Raw genomic sequence first — 19,513 nt, 5'->3', positions numbered from 1 at the left:
CGAAGGGAGTTGCCGTGGCCAGGAAACGCGCCGAAGAACAGCCCGTCGCGCTGCCCCCGACCGAGACCGCGGCCGCTCGCTGGCTGCGCGGCCTGCGCCTGTCCGGGTTTTCGCTGGTGATGATGGGCCTCCTGATCATGGCCGTGATCGTCCTGGCGCCCGGCATCCGCACCTACGCCGACCAGCGCCAGCAGATCGAATCGCTCACGGCGGCGGTCGAGGCCCAGCAGGGCGCCGTGGAAGAGTTGAAGAGTGAGCGGGAACGCTGGAACGACCGCACCTACGTCACCACGCAGGCCAGGGACCGACTGTCCTATGTGCTTCCCGGCGACGTGAGCTTCCTCGTGATCAACGATCTGGCCCTGCCCGTCGCGGGCGACGCGGCCGCACCGGTCGCCACCCCCACCATCCAAACCACCAACGTCGATTGGCTCTCCTCCATGTTCGCCTCCGTAATGACGGCCGGTCTGGCTCCCGAGGCCGCGAAATGACCAGGCCTCCCTTCGATTCGGTCACCGAGGACGACATCACCATCGTCTCGGCTCAGCTGGGACGCCCGGCCCGCAACGTCGTGGGCATCGCCGCGCGCTGCGTTTGCGGCGCCCCGACCGTGGTGGCGACGGCGCCGCGCCTTGCCGACGGCACCCCCTTCCCCACGCTGTACTACCTGACGCACCCCGCGGCGACCGCCGCGCTGTCGTTCCTCGAGGCCACCCAGGTGATGAACGAGTACAACCAGTTGCTGGCCGATGACGAGCAGGTGCGTGCCCGCTACCGGCGTGCGCATGAGGGCTTCCTTGCCGACCGCGAGATCCTGGGCACGGTTCCGGAAATCGTCGGCATCTCCTCCGGTGGTATGCCCGAACGCGTGAAATGCCTGCACGCGCTGGCCGCCCACTCTCTGGCCGCAGGCCCCGGAGTGAACCCGATCGGAGATCTGGCCCTCGGCCGGGCGGCCTGGACGCCCGCCGTCTGCGAGTGCCTCGACTACACCACGGCCGACGAGTGACCCGCTCCGCCTGGCGTCGGATCGGCGCGGGCGTCGCCCTGGGCCTGACCGTGGCGCTGGGCGGGGCTTTCGTTGCACCGACCGCGCCGGCCTTCGCGGAGAACACGCAGGTGCGTGACCTTGAGTACTGGCTCAATGACTACGGATTCACCCAGGCCTGGAATACGACCCGTGGCGCGGGCGTGACGGTGGCCGTCATCGATACGGGTGTCGCCGACGTCGCCGACCTCGCCGGTGCGGTCGTCGGCGGAACGGATGTCTCCGGGCTCGGCTCCACCAATGGGCAGACGCCCGTCGGAGAAGGCAGCGAGCACGGGACTCTGGTGGCATCCCTGCTGGCCGGACGCGGCACGGGTGAGGGGTCCGGCGTGCTGGGAGTGGCTCCCGAGGCGTCGCTCCTGGCCGTCTCGGTGGCCTTCGGCACCAGCGACGCCACCCTCAGCAACGACGACCAGATCGCCGAGGGCATCCGCTGGGCCGTCGACAACGGCGCCGACGTCATCAACATGTCCCTCACCCGCAACACCTTGGACTGGCCGCCGAGTTGGGACGACGCCTTCCTCTACGCGTTCGAGAACGACGTCGTGGTCGTCGCCGCCGCCGGGAACCGAGGCAGCGGCACCACCGAGGTCGGAGCCCCGGCCACCATCCCTGGGGTGCTCACGGTCGCCGGTGTCGACCGCAACAAGGGCGCCAGCTTCGACGCGTCCTCGCAGGGCATCACGATCTCGGTGGCCGCGCCCAGCGAGCAACTTGTGGGCGTCGTTCCGGGCGGCGGCTACGTGCAGTGGAACGGCACCAGCGCGGCCGCGCCCATCGTGTCGGGCCTGGTCGCCCTGGTGCGCGCCGCCTATCCCCGCCTCGATGCTGCGGAGGTGATGAACCGGGTCATCGAAACTGCCGACCCGAACGGGCGGGTCGTGCCCAGCCCGATCTACGGCAACGGTCTGATCGATGCCGCGGCGGCGGTCACTGCGGCCGTGCCGGCATCCACGAGCCCGGAACCGGCCGCCCTGCTGGAGGAGTGGATCCGGGTACACCGGCGGGCGGACACCGAGGTCGAGCCCACGCCGCAGACCGCCACGCAGGTGCCGGTCGCGCCGCAGGAAGACCCGGCGTTGCCTGCCCCCAGCGTCGTCGCGGCATGGTTGCCCAGCCCGCTCACGCTGACGTATGTCACAGTGCCGCTCCTCGTCCTGGTCGGGTTTGGTACTCTGGTAACGCTGCTCGGCACCGGGGCCACTCGGCACATCAAGCGAATCCGGTCAAAACGGTATGTTTTCGTGCAGCCAAATCATGTAGGAGGACTTTCATAGTGCCCAAAATTCTTATTGTCGGTGGCGGCTACGCCGGGTTCTACACCGCGTGGAAGCTGGAGAAATGGCTTCGCGCCGGCGAGGCCGAGGTCACCATGGTCGACCCTCTGCCGTATATGACCTACCAGCCGTTCCTGCCGGAGGTCGCAGCCGGCTCCATCGAGGGTCGCCACGCCGCAGTCGCGCACCGTCGTCACCTCAAGAAGACCAACGTCGTGACGGCCAAGGTCACCCACATCGACCACGCCACGAAAACCGCGACCATCACCCCGCCCATTGGCGAGCCCTACGAATTCGTCTATGACGTCGTCGCGGTGACGGCCGGCGCCGTGTCGCGCACGTTCCCGATCCCGGGCGTCGCGGACCAGGCCATCGGTCTGAAGACCATCGAGGAAGCCGTCGCCATCCGTGACCGCGTGCTCACCAACTTCGACAAGGCTGCCCAACTTCCGGCCGGCCCCGAGCGCGACCGCCTGCTCACCTTCGTCGTCATCGGCGGGGGCTTCGCCGGCATCGAGGTCTTCGCAGAGCTGCGTTCCTTCGCGTCATCGCTGCTGAAGTCCTACCCGCAGATCGGGTTCGACGACACCCACTTCCACCTGATCGAGGCGATGGGGCGCATCATGCCCGAAGTTTCGCTGCCGACCAGCCTCTGGGTCATCAAGCACCTCGACGAACGCGGCGCGCAAATCCACCTGAACACGCAGCTGACCAGCTCGGTCGACGGCAAGGTCGAACTGTCCACCGGTGAGAGCTTCGAGACCGATCTGATCGTCTGGACAGCCGGAGTCATGGCTAACCCGGCCATCGTGCGCCACACCGACCTACCGATCGAAGATCGTGGTCGCCTGCAGGTGCGCCCCGACCTGCGCGTCGGAACCGATGACGAGATCATCGCGGACGCCTGGGGCGCCGGCGACATCACCGCCGTTCCCGACCTGAGTGGCGGGGGAGTGGGCGGCTTCTGCGTGCCCAACGCTCAGCACGCGGTTCGCCAGGGCAAGCTCCTCGCGAAGAACATCGTCGCGGTGCTGCGCGGCGAGAATCCCGAGGAATACCTGCACAAGAACTTGGGTGCCGTCGCCGGCCTCGGCATCGGTTCCGGTGTCTTCCAGTCCGGCAAGATCGCCATCACGGGTCTGCCGGCCTGGTTCGCCCACCGCGGCTACCACGGCCTGGCCATGCCCAGCTGGGAGCGCAAGCTGCGCATCATCTGGGGTTGGATGAACAACTTCTTCCTCGGTCGCGACATCGTCTCGTTGGCCGCGGTGCAGAACCCGCGGGCCACGTTCGCGGAGTTCGCCTCGCGGCCCAAGCCGGTCGTGGATTCTGCCGCTCCGGCCAAGGCTCCGGTGACCGTCGCCGCATCGGCCAAGGCAGCGGCCACCGTAGCCGGCCCCGGCACGGGTCCCGCCGCCAAGGCAACGGCGCGTGCACCCCGAGCCCCGCGAAAGACCGCGGCCGACAAGGCTGCGGAAGTCGCTCCGGCAGGGACGACCGAGAAGGCCGCGGCGACCGCAGCCGTCAAGTAACAGCGTCTGCGGGCGTCACCGAGAGAAACCGATGACGCCCGCAGCCCCTACGCTTGAGGCGTTCGGTTTCGCCGGGCGTGCCCCCGTAGCCCAATGGCAGAGGCAGACGACTTAAAATCGTCACAGTCTGGGTTCGACCCCCAGCGGGGGCACCACACGGTACGTCACAGCGTCACCGCGTCACAGCGTCACCGCGTCACCGCGTCACAGCGTCACAGCGTCACGGCCCCGACTCCCGCCGCCCGGGCGACAGCATCCATGCATCGTCGTTCAACCTGCCGGCAGACCCTGAACGGATGCCGCGGTAAATCCCTGCCCCCGGTCTGTGCCGGGTGAGGCAGCCTGTCCGGCCCGGTTTCGTCGCGCTACGATCCGCGAGTGAAACGGTCGATGCCTCCTGCCACGTGCCATTCCCCGATGTAGGAACGGTGTCAGGGGCTTTCTGCAAACAACGTGGGACATCACCCGGTTCTTCTTCTGGAAGTGATCACCACGGCGAAGGTGCTGCCCGGGCGCGGAACCATCACGACCGGCGAGGGCGCCGCTCACGGCCAAGGTGCTGCGCCGACCCGGCCGCCCCCTCGGCGTCACCGGCGCTTTGCACCACCGATGCCCCGCGCGCTTTCCGCTCACGGCGTCACTCTGTTGGAGTCCAGACGGCCGAGGGCGGAACCAATTCGACGGAGATTTTGGCCTCAGAGCCCGGTTCCCGTCTGTTTGGCGCCATTCTCGGCAGAATCTCCGTCGAATTGGTTAGGGGCAGCTACTCCAGGTGGTCCAGATACCTCAGGATGATGCCCTCGCGGAGCGCCCACGGCGACACTTCCAGCTCGGTCACCCCGAACGCGGCCATCGCCGCGTGGAGCACGATGCCGCCGGCCACGATCTGGAAGGTGCGGTCGGCGGTGATGCCGGGCAGCGCCGGGCGCGCCTCAGCCGGGATCCGGGCCAGCCGGGGGACCCAGTCGCTCAGCTGCGAGCGGCTCAGCTGCATCCGCTCGCCTGAACCGAAACCCTCCGCGGTGGAGCCGGCCAGTTTGGCCAGGGAGCGGATGGTCTTGGACGAACCGACGACGTGGTGCGGCGCCGGGAGCCCCTCGAACGCCACCAGGGCTTCCGCGAGCACGGCGGCGGCGTGCTCGCGGAGGGCGGAGACCTGCGCGGGCAGCGGCGGGTCGTCGTGCAGGAAGCCGATGGTGGAACGGCCGGCGCCCAGCGGCAGCGACAGCGCGACCGCAGGCACCTCGTTCGCGCCGGCGGCGATCTCCAGGGAGCCGCCCCCGATGTCGAAGAGCAGGATGTCCCTGGCGGACCAGCCGTACCAGCGCCGCACGGCCAGGAACGTCAGTCGGGCCTCGTCCTCGCCGGACAGGACCTGCAGGGCGACCCCGGTTTCCCGTTCGACCCGGGCGAGCAGTTCGGGCCCGTTCACGGCCTCACGGAGTGCGGAGGTAGCGAACGGCAGGAGGTCGTCGACGTGGTGGCGGCGGGCCACCTCGGCTGCGTTCCGCACCGACTCGAGCACGGCGGTGCACCCCTCCTCGGTGATGGCGCCCTCAGGGGTGAGGTAGCGCATCAGGCGCAGCACGGCCTTGTCGGAGGCCATCGGCACCGGCTGGGCGCCTGCGTGCGCGTCGACGACCAGCAGGTGGACGGTGTTCGAACCGACATCAAGGACTCCGAGGCGCACGCTCTCGACGATAGCGTGCGCCGCGGACGCGCCGTTACGCGCTGATGCTGTGGCGGCTCGTCGTTCGGGTGCCGTCGACCATGGTGTGCAGGGAGTCCATCAGCGGCAGCAGCCGCTGGTCGTGGGTGACCAGCACCGTGGCGGTGTCGTGCTCGACGGTGAGCCGCGCGGGCCGTTTGCCGGCCTGGTCCAGAAGACCCACGGCATCCGGCATAAGGTTCGACTACTGGAAGACGATGCCGAGCCGATCCCAGCGCAGCTGCGCCTTTTCGGCCAGGGACAGCAGGGTCGCATCGATTTCGCCCATGTGCACGGACCCGCTGTCGGGCGTGATCAGGGTGGACGCCACGGCGAGCAGGCTGGACGTGCCGCTGGATGCTCCAGGCCGTGAAGAATGCGCCGAAGACCACCGCCGAGATGCCGAACAGCATCGCCACCACGAGCAGCAGGCCGCCACACATCTACCCGAAGCTCGGGGTGTCCTCNGGGGGGGGGGGGGGGGGGGGGGGGGGGGGGGGGGGGGGGGGGGGGGGGGGGGGGGGGGGGGGGGGGGGGGGGGGGGGGGGGGGGGGGGGGGGGGGGGGGGGGGGGGGGGGGGGGGGGGGGGGGGGGGCGAAGCTCAGACTCGGGCGGGCGTGACGAACCGCTGCCAGGCCCAGGCCCCGATACTGAGGGCGGCGAACAGGGTGCCTGCCACCCACCACAGGCTGAGGCTGCCACCTTCGTGCCAGAGTTCCACCGCCGGGGACAGCACTCCGAACATGATCGTGAAGGCGAGCACGGTCAGGCACGCCCAGATCGGCGGTGACCAGGCGAGGATGCTCCGTCCGCTGGTGCGTCCGATCGGGATCAGCACCAGCGCTGCCGAACCGATCGCGGCCAGCACCACACTGTTGATGATCTCGGCCGCCAGCGCGCTGAGGAAGCCGTCCGCGGCCGGCAGCAGGCCCAGCGTCAGCCAGCCGACCACGGCCAGCCCGATCAGGCTGCCGGCCCGAACGGCGGCGAGTGGGCCGCGCCTCGGCGTCAGTACCTCGGGGGCCACGGTGACGCTGCCGAGCAGCCCGAAGACCAGCGCCGGGTGAACGTCGAAAGCCCGGGAGGCCAACGCGGTCAGGGCGACCAGCAGCAGGTAGCGGGGCAGGAAAGTCACGGATGCTTTCGTCCGCCACACGCGGGAGCTCCACCAGAGCGGAACGAGTGCTCCGACCGCGTTGACGATGAGGAGGGCCAGCGCCACGGCGAGGAGCAGCCGCAGGTAGGCAGGCTGGCTGGTGACCGGCCCGGACAGCATGACGAGGGTGGCCGCGGCCAGCACGGCGGCGCCGGCCACCAGCCACCGGTTCAGAGGTAGTTCGGGAACGGTCTCGAATTCCTCGCGGGACCGGTTGCGGCCCGCGATCGGCATGCTCTGCCAGAGCGGGTGGCCGTCCGTGGCCCGGAACACGGTCCCGGCGAGGAGGCGCGCGGGGATGCAGAGCAGCAGGAGGGCACCGAGCGCCAGCAACGCCGCCTGGAACCAGGAGAGGTCGGGGGTCGACCACGGCGGCAGCACTGCCGTGGCGAACCGGGTGGGGTCGTTCCAGCCGCCCGGCAGCGGTGTGGCCAGGGCCACGGCCGGACGGTCTGCCTGCGGTGCCGGCGAGGCCGGGGCTGCAGAACCGGGCGGGGCTTCCGCCGGTGCCGACTCCTCGGCCGGCGGCGGGGCGGCGGGGGCGTCGGCGGACGGGGCGGTCGCCTCGGGGCCGGTCGAGCCGGAGGGGGAAGGGGTGGGGACGCCGTAGAGCACGTCCACCCCGGGGCTGCCCGGGCCGAGGTTGCCGGCCAGGTCGAGTTGCACCGCGATCACCCGGAAGGTACCGGCAGCGACTCCGCCCGCCGAGCAACTCCACGACCCGGATGCGACGACGGCGCTGCAGACCGAATATGACCCGGCGAAGACGGTCACGGTCGCACCCTCTTCTCCGGTGCCCGTGTACCCGGCGTCGGTGAGCGGCAGCTGGGCGCCGCTCGCCGGCGTGGTCAGCGTGGGCGGCGCCGGACGGTCGAGGTCGAAGACGAGGTCGACCGGTGCGCTCGAATTGGACCATGAGGGATTGCTGTAGCTCGTCTGCTGGCTGGCCGAGACCTCGGCCTGCCCGCCGGCGAGGCCGTCGGCGAACGTGCACGACCAGTTGCCGGAGGAGTCGGCGGTGGCCGTGCAGCGCGGGCCGCCGCTCACCGTGATGACGACGGAGGCCCCCGGATAGCCGGTGCCGCGCACCGTGCCGTTGGTCAGGCTCCCACCGGTGGGACCGCCCGTCACCCGGGGGGCGGACAACACGGCGATCGTGTGCTCGTCGGTCAGGTCGACCGCTCCGGTGACGACGACGCGAAGCGGCACGGATGGCCCGCTCGGCAGGGAAACCGCGGCGCAACTCCACTGGCCGGCGCCGTCGACCACGGCGAAGCAGAGCGGGTCCTGACCGTCGACGGGGGAGAGCAACCGGATCTTCCGGCCGGCTTCGCCCGTGCCGGAGACGGTGGTGGTTCCGCTACCCACGAAACTGCCCGGCGGTGGGCTGACGATGGCCGGCGCGTTCGTCGGCGCCGCCTTGGCGTCCCGCTCGCTTGTGGGAGCCGGTGTGGGAGCCGGCGTGGCTGCGGCAGTCGGTTCGGCGAACGCCGCGCCCGGCACGCCGAGGAGAGACAGGCCGACCAGGGCGACGAACAGAGGCAGGGTGCCGGGCGTCCACCGTCGGCGACGGCGCCCGGGCGTTCCGCCCGAACCGGCCATACGTGTCCCGTACATGATTCCCCCTGTGACCATTTCACGGGCCAGCGCCGGGAAAGTCAACGTGCGACACGCAATTTGACGGCGACGGCACCCATTCGTGATCGGCGGGGGCCATAGGGCATACTGGCGTCGGAACATCCACGCTACTGCTTCCCCGCGCAAGAGCACGGGGCGGCTGTGGCTGGGTCACCGCGCCGGGTATCCTCAATCCCGGCTACTGAAGGCGGTGCGCCGATGCTCGACCTCTCCCACCGCCCTACGGGCCGGCCGTGGCAGACCCCGGGGCTGTTCTGGCCCGAGCTCACGGCCGCGACGGCGCACCTGGACGCCCCCGTCGCCGCCCTCCACCTGGGTGCCCTGTGCCACAACGCGCACGACCTGCTGGACCGCGCGGCCGGCACCTCCCTCCGGGTCGCGTCGAAGTCGATTCGGGTGAGTGGCGTGCTTGAGGCCATCCTGGCCGTGCCCGGCTATCGGGGTGTGCTGGCCTACACCCTGGCGGAGGCGCTCTGGCTGGCTGAGACGGTGACGGATGTCGTCGTCGGCTACCCCACGGCCGACCGGTCCGCGATCCGGAAGTCGGGCCGCTCGCCCGAGCTGGCCATGGCGGTCACCCTGATGGTCGACTCGATCGCGCACCTCGACGTCATCGACGCCGTGCTTCCGCCCGGCAGCCGGACCCCGATCCGGGTCTGCCTCGAACTCGACGCGGCCTGGGACGCCCCCGTGCTCGGCCATCTGCGCGTCTGGCGTTCACCCGTGCACACACCCGGCGAGGCCCGCCGGGTCGCCGCGGACATCGTCGCCCACCCCGGCTTCGTCCTCGTCGGCGTGATGTCCTATGAGGCGCAGGTGGCTGGGATCGGCGACAGGCCGGCCGGGAAACCTCTCCGGGGCCTGGTCACCCGCTGGGTGCGGCGCCGGTCCGTTAGCGAGCTCAGGGAGCGGCGCAGCGCGGCCGTCGCCGCGGTGCGCGAGGTCGCGCGCCTCGAGTTCGTGAACGGGGGCGGAACCGGCTCGGTCGAGAGTACGCGCGCCGACGCATCCGTCACCGACATTGCCGTCGGCAGCGGCTTCTTCGGCGGCCACCTCTTCGACAATTTCGCGAGCTTTCGGCCCGCGCCTGCGGCCGCGGTCGCGGTCGCCCTCACGGTGGTGCGGAAGCCCAGCCCCGACACGGCCGTACTGCTCGGCGGCGGCTGGATCGCGTCCGGCGTGCCCGGGGACGACCGGCTGCCCCGCGTGGTCTGGCCGGAGGGCCTCAGCCTGGTGCCGCGGGAGATGGCCGGTGAGGTGCAGACGCCGCTCACCGGTGTCGGTGCGGCCCGGCTCCGCGTCGGTGACCGCGTCTGGGCGCGGCACACCAAGTCGGGGGAGCTGAGCGAGCACGTGAACGAGTTCGCGCTGGTCGAGAATGGAAAGGTGGTCGATATCCTGCCGACCTACCGGGGTGAGGGGAAGGCCTTTCTGTGAGTGCGAGCGGAGCGGTGTGGCGCAACTGGGCCCGGAACCAGGCGGTGACCCCGGTGCGCGTGGAGCGGCCGTCGAGCGTCGCCGCCGTGCAGCGCGCCGTGGTGGCGGCCGGGGCGGTGGGCCTTCGGGTCAAGGCCGTGGGCTCCGGGCACAGCTTCTCGGGCATCGCGCTCGCGCCCGGGGTCCAGCTTGACCTGTTTGACCTCGCCGGGCTGATCGGTGTGGACACCGTGGCCGGGCAGGTCACTCTGGCCGCGGGCACCCGACTGTTCGAACTGCCCCGGCTGCTGCGGCCCTACGGTCTGGCCCTGCCGAACCTGGGCGACGTGGACCGGCAGACGATCTCCGGCGCCACGTCCACCGGGACCCACGGCACGGGCGGCCGGTACGGCGGCCTGGCCACCCAGATCGTGGCGCTGACCCTGGTGGTCGGTGACGGCACCCTGCTGCGCGTGAGCGCCACGGAGAACCCGGAGCTGCTGCCCGCGACCCGGCTCGGTCTCGGTGCGCTCGGAATCGTGGTGGACGTGACCCTGCAGTGCGTGCCCGCGTTCCTGCTGCACGCGGTGGAGGCGGCCGAGCCGCTCGAGGAGGTCCTGGAGCACTACCTCGACCGGTCCGACCACAGCGATCACTACGAGTTCTTCTGGTTCCCGCACACCGAGACCGCCCTGACCAAGACCAACACCCGGCTGCCCCTGGAGTCCGGCCGGTCGCCGCTCGGCAAGGTCGCCCGCTTCGTCGACGACGAATTGCTCGCGAACGGGGTCTACCGCGGCATTTGCGCCCTGGGCGCCGTGGCGCCGGCGACAGTCCCCGGATTCAACCGACTCGCCGCCCGCCTGACCGGCAGACGCGAATTCACGGATGTCTCCCACCGCGTGTTCCTGACGAACCGCACGGTGCGTTTTCAAGAAATGGAATATGCCCTGCCGCGCGCCCTGGTACCGGCCGCGGTGCGGGAAGTGCGGGCGCTGATCGAGGCGCGGGGTTGGCGCATCTCGTTCCCGATCGAGGTGCGCTCGGCCGCCGCCGACGACGTCTGGCTGTCCACCGCAGCGGGCCGGGAGACCGGCTACATCGCCGTGCACCGTTACTACCGGGAGGATCCGGCTGCGTATTTCCAGGCGGTCGAGGCCATTATGCGCGCGCACGGCGGGCGTCCGCACTGGGGCAAGACGCACGACCGGGATGCGGCGTCCCTCCGCACCGATTATCCGCACTTCGACGACTTCCTCTCGGTGCGTGACAGGCTTGACCCGGAGCGCCGCTTCAGCAACAGCTATCTGGAAAGAGTCCTGGGTCGATGAGCAACAGCAACACCCCCGCCGCCCGTGCTTGGGAACACCGTGCGGGGGAGCTGGGAGACCGGCTGCCCGACGGCTTCACCGTGGGCGTGGCAACGTCCGCTTTCCAGATCGAGGGTGGCGCCAGGCAGGGCGGTCGCGGCGAATCGAGTTGGGACACGTTCACGGCCACCGCCGGGCGCATCCGTGACGGCTCCAACGCATCCGTTTCGACCGATCACTTCAATCGGCTCGAGGAGGACGTCACGCTGCTCCGCGAACTGGGCGTCGACGTCTATCGGTTCTCCCTGGCCTGGTCCCGGCTGCAGCCCGATGGCCGCGGCTCGCTCAGCCGGGCCGGCCTGGCCTTCTACGACCGGCTGCTCGACGGGCTCCTGGTCGCGGGGATCAGCCCGATGGCGACCCTGTTCCACTGGGACACCCCGTTGCGGTTGCGCGGCGGCTGGCTGAACCGAGACACCGCGATGCGGTTCGGCGACTACGCCCACCAGGTCGGCGAGGTGTTCGGGGACCGGATCGACTCCTGGCTGACCCTGAACGACCCCGCGACGGTGACCCTCAACGGCTACGCCCTCGGCACGGATGCCCCGGGGGAGGCCCGGCTTTTCGGTGCCCTGCCGGCGGCGCACCATCAGCTGCTTGCTCACGGACTCGCTGTGCAGGGGCTGCGCGCCGCCGATGTGCGCGGCCGGATCGGGATTTCCAACGTGCACTCGCCCGTGCAATCCGCCAGCGGCCGCGAAGCCGACGAGGTTGCCGCCGCGCTCTTCGACGTGCTGCACAATCGCGTCTACGCCGACGCGGTGCTGCTCGGCCGCTACCCGGAACCGCCGGAGCCCTACCAGGTGCCGATGCGGATGCTGCTGGAAACCGACCCGGACGACCTCCGCACCATCCACCAGCCGCTCGACTTCTACGGGCTGGGCTACTCCCAGCCGAGCCGGATCAAGGCCGGCGCCGCTGCCCCGAAGACCCCGAACGGGCCGCCGCCCAGCGGGCCGCCGGAAAAGGTCGTGGCCTTTCCCTTCCACGTCACCCCGTTTCGCGAGTTCCCGGTGACCAACGCCGGCACGGCCATCGCGCCCGAATACCTCGGTGTGGCCCTCGGCGAACTGCGCGACCGCTACGCGGAGAACCTGCCGCCCGTCTGCATCACGGCCGGGGGAGCGAGCTTCCCCGACGTCGCCGACACGTGGCGTGCCGTGCAGGATCCGGCGCGGATCGACTACCTGGCCGAGCACATCACGGCGGCGCTCGCCGCGGTGGCCCCCGGCGGGATCGCCGACGGGGTCACCCTGCAGGGCTACCTGGTCTGGTCCCTGCTGGACAGCTTCGAATGGACGGCCGGCTACACCCAACGGTTCGGCCTCGTGCACGTCGACTTCCAGAGCGGCACCTGCACCCGCACCCCCAAGTCTTCCTACCGCTGGCTGCAGACGGTGCTCTCCGCCCGCTGACGGTCGCGTGGGGCCGGTCGTCGCCGCGTTACTTGGAGTGTGTCGGGAAGCGCATGTGAGCCTCAGGGCGCGCGGTTATGATAATTTGTGCGTCGTAAAAAACGCCGCCGCGGCCTGCTTGCCCGCCCCGCCTCACCTCAAGGAGAAGCTGCCATGGAATGGCTCATCCCGGTCCTCATCGTTGTTGCACTCGTCGTCATCATTGGGATTTACCTCTGGGCCACGTACAACTCTCTCGTCACCCTCAAAGTGCGCGTGGACGAGGCATGGAGTGATATCACCGTTCAGTTGAAGCGCCGGGCCGACCTGATCCCGAACCTGATCGAGACGGTCAAGGGCTACGCGGCACACGAGCGGGCCGTTTTCGAGAACGTCACGAAGGCACGGGCCGAGTCGCTCAACGCGCAGGGTCCGGCCGAGGCCGCCGCCGCCGAGAACCACATGCAGACCGCGCTGCGCAGCATCTTCGCCGTAGCGGAGGCGTACCCGCAGCTGCAAGCCAGCCAGAACTACCTGCAGTTGCAGGGCGAGCTTGTCGACACGGAGGACAAAATCCAGGCCTCACGCCGGTTCTATAACGGCGGCGTTCGGGAACTGAACACGAAGATCCAGGTCTTCCCCAACAACCTCATCGCCCGCAACCTCGGGTTCACCCAGCGAGACTTTTTCGAGGTGTCCGACTCCGCCGCCATCGCGGAGCCGCCTCGCGTTCAGTTCTAGCGGACGGCTTCCATGTACAGCGCAATTGCGCGCAACAAGCGCAACACCGTCTTCATCATCATCCTGTTCATCGCCATCATCGCGGGTCTCGGCTGGCTCGCCAACGCGGTCTATAGCACGCCCGGTGACTACAGCATCCTGATCTTCACGGTCGTCTTCGCCACGGGGTATGCCGTGGTGCAGTACTTCGTGGCCGGTCGCCAGGCGATCGCGATGAGCGGCGGCATCCGCATCACCAGTCAATCGGAGAATCCGAGGCTCTGGAACATCGTCGAGAACCTCTCGATCACCACCGGCACGCCGATGCCCGCGATCTATGTCATCAACGACCCGGCGCCGAACGCCTTCGCCACCGGGCGCGACCCGGAACACGCGATCGTCGCGGCCACCACCGGCCTGCTGGAGATCATGACCGACTCCGAGCTCGAGGGCGTCATGGCGCACGAGCTCGGCCACGTGCGCAACTACGACATCCGCCTGTCGATGGTCGTGTTCGGCCTCGTCGTCGCCGTCGGGTTCATCTCGGACATCTTCCTTCGAATGGCGTTCTTCGGCCGGAACAGCAAAAACAATGGCAGCCCCGTCATCATGGTGGTCGGTCTCGTCGCCATGCTCGTGGCGCCCCTGATCGCCACGATCGTGCAGCTTGCGGTGTCGAGGCAGCGCGAATACCTGGCGGATGCGACGGCCGCCCTGACCACGCGGCATCCGGACGCCCTGGCCAGCGCACTCGGCAAGCTCGAGGCCTTCGGGCGCCCGATGAAGAAGCAGAATACCTCGATGGCCCACCTCTGGATCGCCGACCCGCTCAAGCCCGGCGTGATGGACAAGCTCTTCGCCACGCACCCGCCGATCGCCGAGCGCGTCGAGCGCCTGCACACGATGGGCCGCAAGTTCTGACCTGCTTCGACGGCCGCTAACGCAGCTCGGCGGCCAACGCCTCGGCGAGATTGCCGCGCCGTTCCACCTCGATCTGTGGCAGGCCCTGCCAGGCGGCGGCCTCCTTGAGAACAGATGAGAGACGCCCGGCCGTGTCCGACGGCGCGCCCGGCTCCACCCAGGCAGCGCGCACCCGCAGCACCTGCGCCTGCCGGTCGTTCTTCAAGTCGACCCGGCCCACGATCGTGTCTCCGAGCAGCACGGGCAGGCAGTAGTACCCGAACACCCGCTTCGGTTCGGGCGTGTAGATCTCGATCCGGTAGTGGAACCCGAACAGTCGCAACGCGCGCGCCCGTTCCCAGACGACCGGGTCGAACGGCGACAGCAGGGTCGCGGCATCCACCCGGCGCGGGAGCCGCGCGTCGCGGTGCAACCAGGCGCCCCCCGATGCGCCGCCCGCACCCCAGCCCGGCACCTCGACCGGGATGAGCTCGCCGGCATCCTCGAGGTCGTGGATGGCCGCCAGGGTCGCCGGGCCGCGCAACCGGAAGTAGTCGGCGAAGTCCTTCCCCGTGCCGATTCCGTGCGCCCGCGCCGAGCGACTCACCAGCTCGCGGTGCGCGTCGTCCCGGCCGATCGTGCGCTCCCGCAACTCCCGCGGGAACACCTGCTCCGGCAGCCCGTAGACCCGCTCGAACCGTTCCCGGCCCGAGATCGCCACGTCGCCCCAGCGGAACAGGGTCTCCAACCCGGTCTTCACGTCCGACCAGCCCCACCACGGGCCGCGGCGGCGGTTCACGTCGTGCTCGATGGCGCTCGCGCGCAGGGGACCGTTGGCGGCAAGCTCGGCGAGCAGCCAGTCGAGCATCGGCCGGTTGCCCTGAGCCCACGCCTCGGTTGCCGACCGGGTCCGGAATTCGCGCATCCGCCAGCCGAAGAGCGGCCAGGCGTCGCGCGGCAGGAACGATGCCTCGTGCGCCCAGTACTCGGTGAACCGGGATTCGCGGCCCGAGGTCAGCCGGTCCAGCTGCGCCTTGTCGTAGGCGCCGAGTCGGCTGAACGCCGGCATATAGTGGCTGCGCTCGAACACGTTCACGGAGTCGATCTGCAGCAGCCCGAGCCGGTTCACCAGGGCATCCAGTTGACGGATGCCCGGCGTCACTGACGGCGGGCGGCCGAAGCCCTGCGCGCCGAGCGCGATCCGGCGGGCAAGGGCTGGGGAGATCGTCTGCACCACTCTCCGACCCTAGTGGCACGCTTCAGACGGCATTCACCCGATGTTCAGCGGCGCACCCCCTCACGGTCGACGGCTGCTCCTAGCCTCGCCTTTACCGGCTACCCGGCTCCACACGTCCGCGTTTTCGCGCGGCGGCCGACACCGGTCCGACGGAGGAAACTTGTTCACCACCCGCATCCTGGCCGCCCTGGCCACGGCCACCGCCCTCGCCCTGAGCCTGTCCGCCTGCTCCGGTGCCGCGGATGCCGGTCCCGGCACCACGGGGGTCGATGCCGCCTCCGCGACCAGCCTCTCCGCCTTCGGCGACCTGGCCGCCCTCGAGGACGCGGCCCGGGCCGAAGGCGCCCTGAACGTGATCGCCCTGCCGCGGGACTGGGCCAACTACGGCGCCGTGCTCGACGCATTTTCCGAGAAGTACCCGGAGATCACCATCACCGAGGCCTCGCCGGACGCGTCCAGCGCCGAGGAGATCCTGGCCGCGGACAACCTCGCCGGGCAGGACACCGCCCCCGACGTATTCGACCTGGGCCTCGCGGTGGCGCTGTCCAGCACCGATCGCTTCGCGCCCTACCAGGTGGCGGCATGGGCCGAAATCCCGGATGCGCTCAAGGAGACCTCCGGGCTGTACACGGGCGACTACGGCGGCTACCTGGCGATCGGCTACGACCCCGACGCCGTTCCCGCGCCGACCGAGCTGCGTGACCTGCTCGGCGCCGAGTACACGGGCAAGGTCGCGATCAACGGCGACCCGACACAGGCCGGGGCTGCGTTCGCCGCCGTCGGGCTGGCCACCGTGCAGAGCGGGAGCGATGTGAGTGACTTCCAGGCCGGCATCGACTTCTTCGACGAGCTCAACCAGGCCGGCAACTTCGTCAAGATCGACCCGACTTCGGCGACCATCGCGTCGGGTGAGACCCCGGTGGTCTTCGACTGGGACTACCTCAACGTGGGCTACGGCACGAGTCTGGCCGGCGAGCGCAACTGGGAGGTCGTCGTCTTTCCGGGAACCGGGTACGCCGGCTACTACAACCAGGCCGTGAACAAGGATGCCCCGAACCCGGCCGCAGCCAGGCTCTGGCAGGAATTCCTCTACAGCGACGAGGGCCAGAACCTCTGGCTCGCCGGTGGCGCCCGCCCCGTGCGCGCCGAGGCGATGGCGGCGGCCGGCACCATCGACGCGGCGCTCTTCGCCGCACTCCCTGCGGCCCCGGCCGAGACGGTCGTCCCCTCCGAGGCGGAGAGCGCCGCGGGAGCCGCGCTCCTCGGCGCGAAGTGGGCCGCAGCTGTCCGGTAGCCGGCGCGGCACGGCGGCAGCCTTCGGGCTGTTGCCGTTCGCGGCATATGTGGTGCTCTTCCTGCTCGTGCCTACCCTGATCGCAGTCGGAAGCGGCTTCGTCGACGAGTCCGGGGTGTTCACGCTCGACACTGTGGCCGCGCTGGGCAACCCGGTCGTGAGAGACGCCTTCGCCGCGTCATTCGTACTGTCGGCACTCACCGCCGTTGTGGGTGCGATCGTCGGTGCCCTTGCCTGCTACGGCTTGCTCGGCGCGCGCGAGGACGGCCCCCTTTGCGCCGTCGTGGACTCCCTCAGCGGCGTGCTCGCCCAGTTCGGCGGCGTCATGCTGGCCTTCGCGTTCGTGGCGACTATCGGCATCCAGGGTCTGGTCACCGTGATCCTGCGCGACACCTTCGGCGTCGACATCTTCGCCGACGGGGTATGGCTCTACGAACTCCCCGGCCTCGTGCTGCCCTACATCTACTTTCAAGTTCCCCTGATGATCATCACCTTCCTGCCCGCGCTGCAGGCACTCAACCCGCACTGGGCCGAGGCCAACGCAACCCTCGGCGGCAACCGGGCCACCTACTGGTTCCGGATCGCGTTCCCGGTGCTGGCGCCCTCGTTTCTCGGCAGCCTGCTGCTGCTCTTCGCCAACGCGTTCTCCTCCTATGCGACCGCCGCCGCGCTCACCAGCCAGGGATCGCAGATCGTTCCGCTGCAGATCCGCTCGGCCCTGACCAGTGAAACCCTGCTCGGCCGGGAGAATCTCGCCGGGGCGTTGGCGCTCGGCATGATCCTGGTGATGTTCGTCGTCATGTCCGGCTACTCGGCGTTGCAGGCACGGGCGGCCCGGTGGCAGCGATGAAGGCGGTGGCGCACACCCCCACCCGGCTGGCGCGCGGCCTCATCCTCGGCAGCATCGGCCTCCTCTTCGCCATCCCCATCGTCGCCATGGTGGAGTTCACCTTGCGCCGCGGCCTCGCCGGCGGCCACGACCTTTCCCGCTGGACGGCCCTGTTCCAGGGTGGCTTCGCCGGCCCGTACCGTTCGGTTCTCGTCGCGCTCGGGAACTCGGTCGGGCTGGCCGTGGGCACCGTCTCGATCGTTCTCCTGCTGCTGGTGCCGACCTTGCTGCTGGTGCACCTGCGTTTTCCCCGCCTGCGCCGCGTGATGGAGTTCGTCTGCATCCTGCCCATCAGCATCCCGGCCATCGTCCTCGTGGTCGGCCTGGCCCCGGTGTACTCGGTGCTCGCCCGCCTGCTTGGCAGCGGCGTGTGGACCCTCGCGTTCGCCTACGGCATCACGGTGCTCCCGTTCGCCTACCGGGCCATCCAGACGAACCTCGACGGCGTCGACGTGTGCACGCTCAGTGAGGCGGCCCGCACGCTCGGCGCGGGCTGGGTGAGCGTGCTCGTGCGGGTACTGATCCCGAACCTGCGCCGCGGCATCCTCGCCGGCGCGTTCATCTCGATCGCAGTCGTGCTCGGCGAATTCACGATCGCCTCCCTGCTCAACCGCATCACCCTGCAGACCGCGCTCGTTGTCGTGAGCAAGGCCGACCCCTATACGGCCGTCATCCTGTCTCTGCTCGCACTCACTTTCGCATTTCTGCTCTTGCTCGTCATCGGGCGTCTCGGCACGGTTCGCGCCGGCAGCCGGCGACGGCCCACCACCGGAGGTCAGCTATGAACCAGAACCAGCTTCGGACCCAGAATCAGAACCGAGACCGTTCGGTGGCGATCGCTCCGGCGGGAGCCTCGGTGCGCTTCGCGGGCGTGGTGAAGGACTTCACCGGCCACCGTGCCCTGGCCGGCTTCGATCTCACCCTGCACGCGGGCGAGTTCGTCGCCCTGCTCGGCCCGAGCGGTAGTGGCAAGACCACCGCGCTGCGGGTATTGGCCGGGCTCGAATCCACGGATGCCGGAAGCATCCTGATCGACGGAGCCGACGTGTCGACACTGCCGACGAGCCGGCGCGACCTGGGCATGGTGTTCCAGTCCTACTCGCTGTTCCCGCACCTCAGCGCGGGCGAGAACGTCGAGTTCGGCCTGCGCATGCGGAAGGTCCGCGGCGAGGAACGGCGCGCCCGAGCGGCCGCGGCCCTCGCCCTGGTCGGGCTCGACGCCCACTACGATCGCTTCGCGCACCAGCTCTCCGGCGGTCAGCAGCAACGGGTGGCGCTGGCGCGCGCCCTCGTCACCGAGCCCCGGGTTCTCCTGCTCGACGAGCCGTTGTCGGCCCTTGACGCCCAGGTTCGGGTGGTGCTGCGCGAGGAGATCCGGCGCATCCAGACCGAACTGGGCATCACGACCCTGTTTGTCACGCACGACCAGGACGAGGCGCTCGCCGTGGCCGACCGCGTCGCCGTGATGCGGGCGGGTTCCATCGAGCAGGTCGGAGCACCGGAAGAGCTCTACACCCGGCCGGCCTCGTCGTTCATCGCGGACTTTGTGGGGCTCAGCAATCGACTGGTCGGCGTGGTGCGCCACGGGTTCGCGCGGGTTCACGGTGCCTCTCTGCCGCTACTCGACCCCTCGCAGGCGGATGGCGCTGTGTCCGTCTCCGTGCGGCCGGAAGACCTCGAATTCGGCGCTGCGGGGGCACCAGGGGTCGTGCTCTCGTCGAGTTTCCACGGCTCGCTCCGGCGCACGAGGGTGCGCCTGGACGACGGCGCGTCGCTCGTCGTGCAGCACGGCGCGCGGCTGCATCCGTCGGCCGGGGACCGGGTCCTGGTGCGGTTCACGGGCGCGCCCGTCTCGGTCGACCCGCTCCCCTCTCCGGCGTAGTGACCGGTCCGGGGCCTGAGGCAGCGAGCACCTTTGGCCCATACCGGAGACG

The 19,513-nt window shown here is 69.9% G+C and carries 18 protein-coding genes and 1 tRNA gene; 14 read left to right on the top strand and 5 right to left on the bottom strand.

Features of this window, described 5'->3' with window-relative positions; genetic code table 11:
- The first annotated feature begins 14 nt into the window (after positions 1-14).
- The 5 genes from E3N86_RS03650 (at position 15) to E3N86_RS03630 (ending at position 4,012) form a co-directional block, all read left to right on the top strand.
- A complete protein-coding gene (locus E3N86_RS03650; RefSeq protein ID WP_134343481.1) occupies positions 15-491 on the top strand; it encodes a septum formation initiator family protein in 477 nt (158 codons plus the stop codon).
- Positions 488-1,009: a DUF501 domain-containing protein gene (locus E3N86_RS03645; protein WP_104100835.1), complete on the top strand. Its 522-nt coding sequence runs from the start codon at positions 488-490 to the stop codon at positions 1,007-1,009. The genes E3N86_RS03650 and E3N86_RS03645 overlap by 4 nt, the downstream gene beginning before the upstream one ends.
- Entirely contained in the window at positions 1,006-2,325 is a 1,320-nt protein-coding gene (locus E3N86_RS03640; RefSeq protein WP_198412869.1) for a S8 family serine peptidase, read from the top strand. The genes E3N86_RS03645 and E3N86_RS03640 overlap by 4 nt, the downstream gene beginning before the upstream one ends.
- Positions 2,325-3,857: an NAD(P)/FAD-dependent oxidoreductase gene (locus E3N86_RS03635; RefSeq protein WP_104100836.1), complete on the top strand. Its 1,533-nt coding sequence runs from the start codon at positions 2,325-2,327 to the stop codon at positions 3,855-3,857. The genes E3N86_RS03640 and E3N86_RS03635 overlap by 1 nt, the downstream gene beginning before the upstream one ends.
- 79 nt (positions 3,858-3,936) lie before the next feature.
- Positions 3,937-4,012 (top strand) — tRNA-Leu (locus tag E3N86_RS03630).
- Between the two features lie 608 nt (positions 4,013-4,620).
- Here E3N86_RS03630 and E3N86_RS03625 read toward each other — a convergent pair.
- The 4 genes from E3N86_RS03625 to E3N86_RS16700 all read right to left on the bottom strand — a co-directional run bounded on the left by E3N86_RS03625 (position 4,621) and on the right by E3N86_RS16700 (position 8,338).
- Positions 4,621-5,547 carry a Ppx/GppA phosphatase family protein gene (locus tag E3N86_RS03625; protein WP_104100837.1) on the bottom strand — a complete coding sequence of 309 codons (927 nt, stop codon included), beginning with the start codon at positions 5,545-5,547 and terminating at the stop codon, positions 4,621-4,623.
- Between the two features lie 34 nt (positions 5,548-5,581).
- Entirely contained in the window at positions 5,582-5,761 is a 180-nt protein-coding gene (locus tag E3N86_RS16705; RefSeq protein WP_166784994.1) for a hypothetical protein, read from the bottom strand.
- 9 nt (positions 5,762-5,770) lie between these two features.
- The gene (locus tag E3N86_RS17580; protein WP_255453035.1) at positions 5,771-5,896 is read right to left on the bottom strand and encodes a hypothetical protein; all 126 of its coding nucleotides are present in this window, start codon (positions 5,894-5,896) and stop codon (positions 5,771-5,773) included.
- Positions 5,897-6,166: 270 nt separating this feature from the next.
- A complete protein-coding gene (locus E3N86_RS16700) occupies positions 6,167-8,338 on the bottom strand; it encodes a hypothetical protein (protein WP_166784993.1) in 2,172 nt (723 codons plus the stop codon).
- A 219-nt stretch (positions 8,339-8,557) separates the two neighbouring features.
- Here E3N86_RS16700 and E3N86_RS03605 point away from each other — a divergent pair, with 219 nt between their 5' ends.
- The 5 genes from E3N86_RS03605 to E3N86_RS03585 all read left to right on the top strand — a co-directional run bounded on the left by E3N86_RS03605 (position 8,558) and on the right by E3N86_RS03585 (position 14,180).
- Positions 8,558-9,796, top strand: a complete 1,239-nt coding sequence (locus E3N86_RS03605; protein ID WP_134511343.1) for an alanine racemase — start codon at positions 8,558-8,560, stop codon at positions 9,794-9,796.
- Positions 9,793-11,106: a D-arabinono-1,4-lactone oxidase gene (locus E3N86_RS03600; protein WP_134511342.1), complete on the top strand. Its 1,314-nt coding sequence runs from the start codon at positions 9,793-9,795 to the stop codon at positions 11,104-11,106. Before E3N86_RS03605 ends, E3N86_RS03600 begins: the two co-directional genes overlap by 4 nt.
- Complete coding sequence (locus tag E3N86_RS03595; protein ID WP_134511341.1) at positions 11,103-12,560, top strand: glycoside hydrolase family 1 protein; 1,458 nt, start codon at positions 11,103-11,105, stop codon at positions 12,558-12,560. Before E3N86_RS03600 ends, E3N86_RS03595 begins: the two co-directional genes overlap by 4 nt.
- Positions 12,561-12,713: 153 nt before the next feature.
- Positions 12,714-13,280: a LemA family protein gene (locus tag E3N86_RS03590; RefSeq protein ID WP_104100842.1), complete on the top strand. Its 567-nt coding sequence runs from the start codon at positions 12,714-12,716 to the stop codon at positions 13,278-13,280.
- Between the two features lie 12 nt (positions 13,281-13,292).
- Complete coding sequence (locus E3N86_RS03585; RefSeq protein ID WP_104170837.1) at positions 13,293-14,180, top strand: M48 family metallopeptidase; 888 nt, start codon at positions 13,293-13,295, stop codon at positions 14,178-14,180.
- Between the two features lie 16 nt (positions 14,181-14,196).
- Here E3N86_RS03585 and E3N86_RS03580 read toward each other — a convergent pair whose 3' ends face one another.
- Positions 14,197-15,396 carry a winged helix-turn-helix domain-containing protein gene (locus tag E3N86_RS03580; RefSeq protein ID WP_134374516.1) on the bottom strand — a complete coding sequence of 400 codons (1,200 nt, stop codon included), beginning with the start codon at positions 15,394-15,396 and terminating at the stop codon, positions 14,197-14,199.
- 160 nt (positions 15,397-15,556) lie between these two features.
- On the opposite strand from E3N86_RS03580, the gene E3N86_RS03575 reads away from it, so the two are divergent.
- Genes E3N86_RS03575 through E3N86_RS03560 form a run of 4 tightly spaced genes read left to right on the top strand, consistent with a single transcriptional unit; the run spans position 15,557 to position 19,461 of the window.
- Positions 15,557-16,690 (top strand): ABC transporter substrate-binding protein, encoded by a 1,134-nt coding sequence (locus E3N86_RS03575; protein WP_241973038.1) that lies wholly within the window; start codon positions 15,557-15,559, stop codon positions 16,688-16,690.
- A 28-nt stretch (positions 16,691-16,718) separates the two neighbouring features.
- Positions 16,719-17,540 carry an ABC transporter permease gene (locus E3N86_RS03570; RefSeq protein ID WP_370295310.1) on the top strand — a complete coding sequence of 274 codons (822 nt, stop codon included), beginning with the start codon at positions 16,719-16,721 and terminating at the stop codon, positions 17,538-17,540.
- Positions 17,537-18,364 (top strand): ABC transporter permease, encoded by an 828-nt coding sequence (locus E3N86_RS03565; RefSeq protein ID WP_134511357.1) that lies wholly within the window; start codon positions 17,537-17,539, stop codon positions 18,362-18,364. Before E3N86_RS03570 ends, E3N86_RS03565 begins: the two co-directional genes overlap by 4 nt.
- Positions 18,361-19,461, top strand: a complete 1,101-nt coding sequence (locus E3N86_RS03560) for an ABC transporter ATP-binding protein (RefSeq protein WP_134374512.1) — start codon at positions 18,361-18,363, stop codon at positions 19,459-19,461. Before E3N86_RS03565 ends, E3N86_RS03560 begins: the two co-directional genes overlap by 4 nt.
- Positions 19,462-19,513: the final 52 nt, after the last annotated feature.

Source organism: Cryobacterium sp. Hz7 (assembly GCF_004402815.1).
GTDB classification, from domain to species: Bacteria; Actinomycetota; Actinomycetes; order Actinomycetales; family Microbacteriaceae; genus Cryobacterium; species Cryobacterium sandaracinum.
Note: the sequence above shows the minus strand (reverse complement) of the source record. Positions and strands in the feature narration are given on the sequence as shown.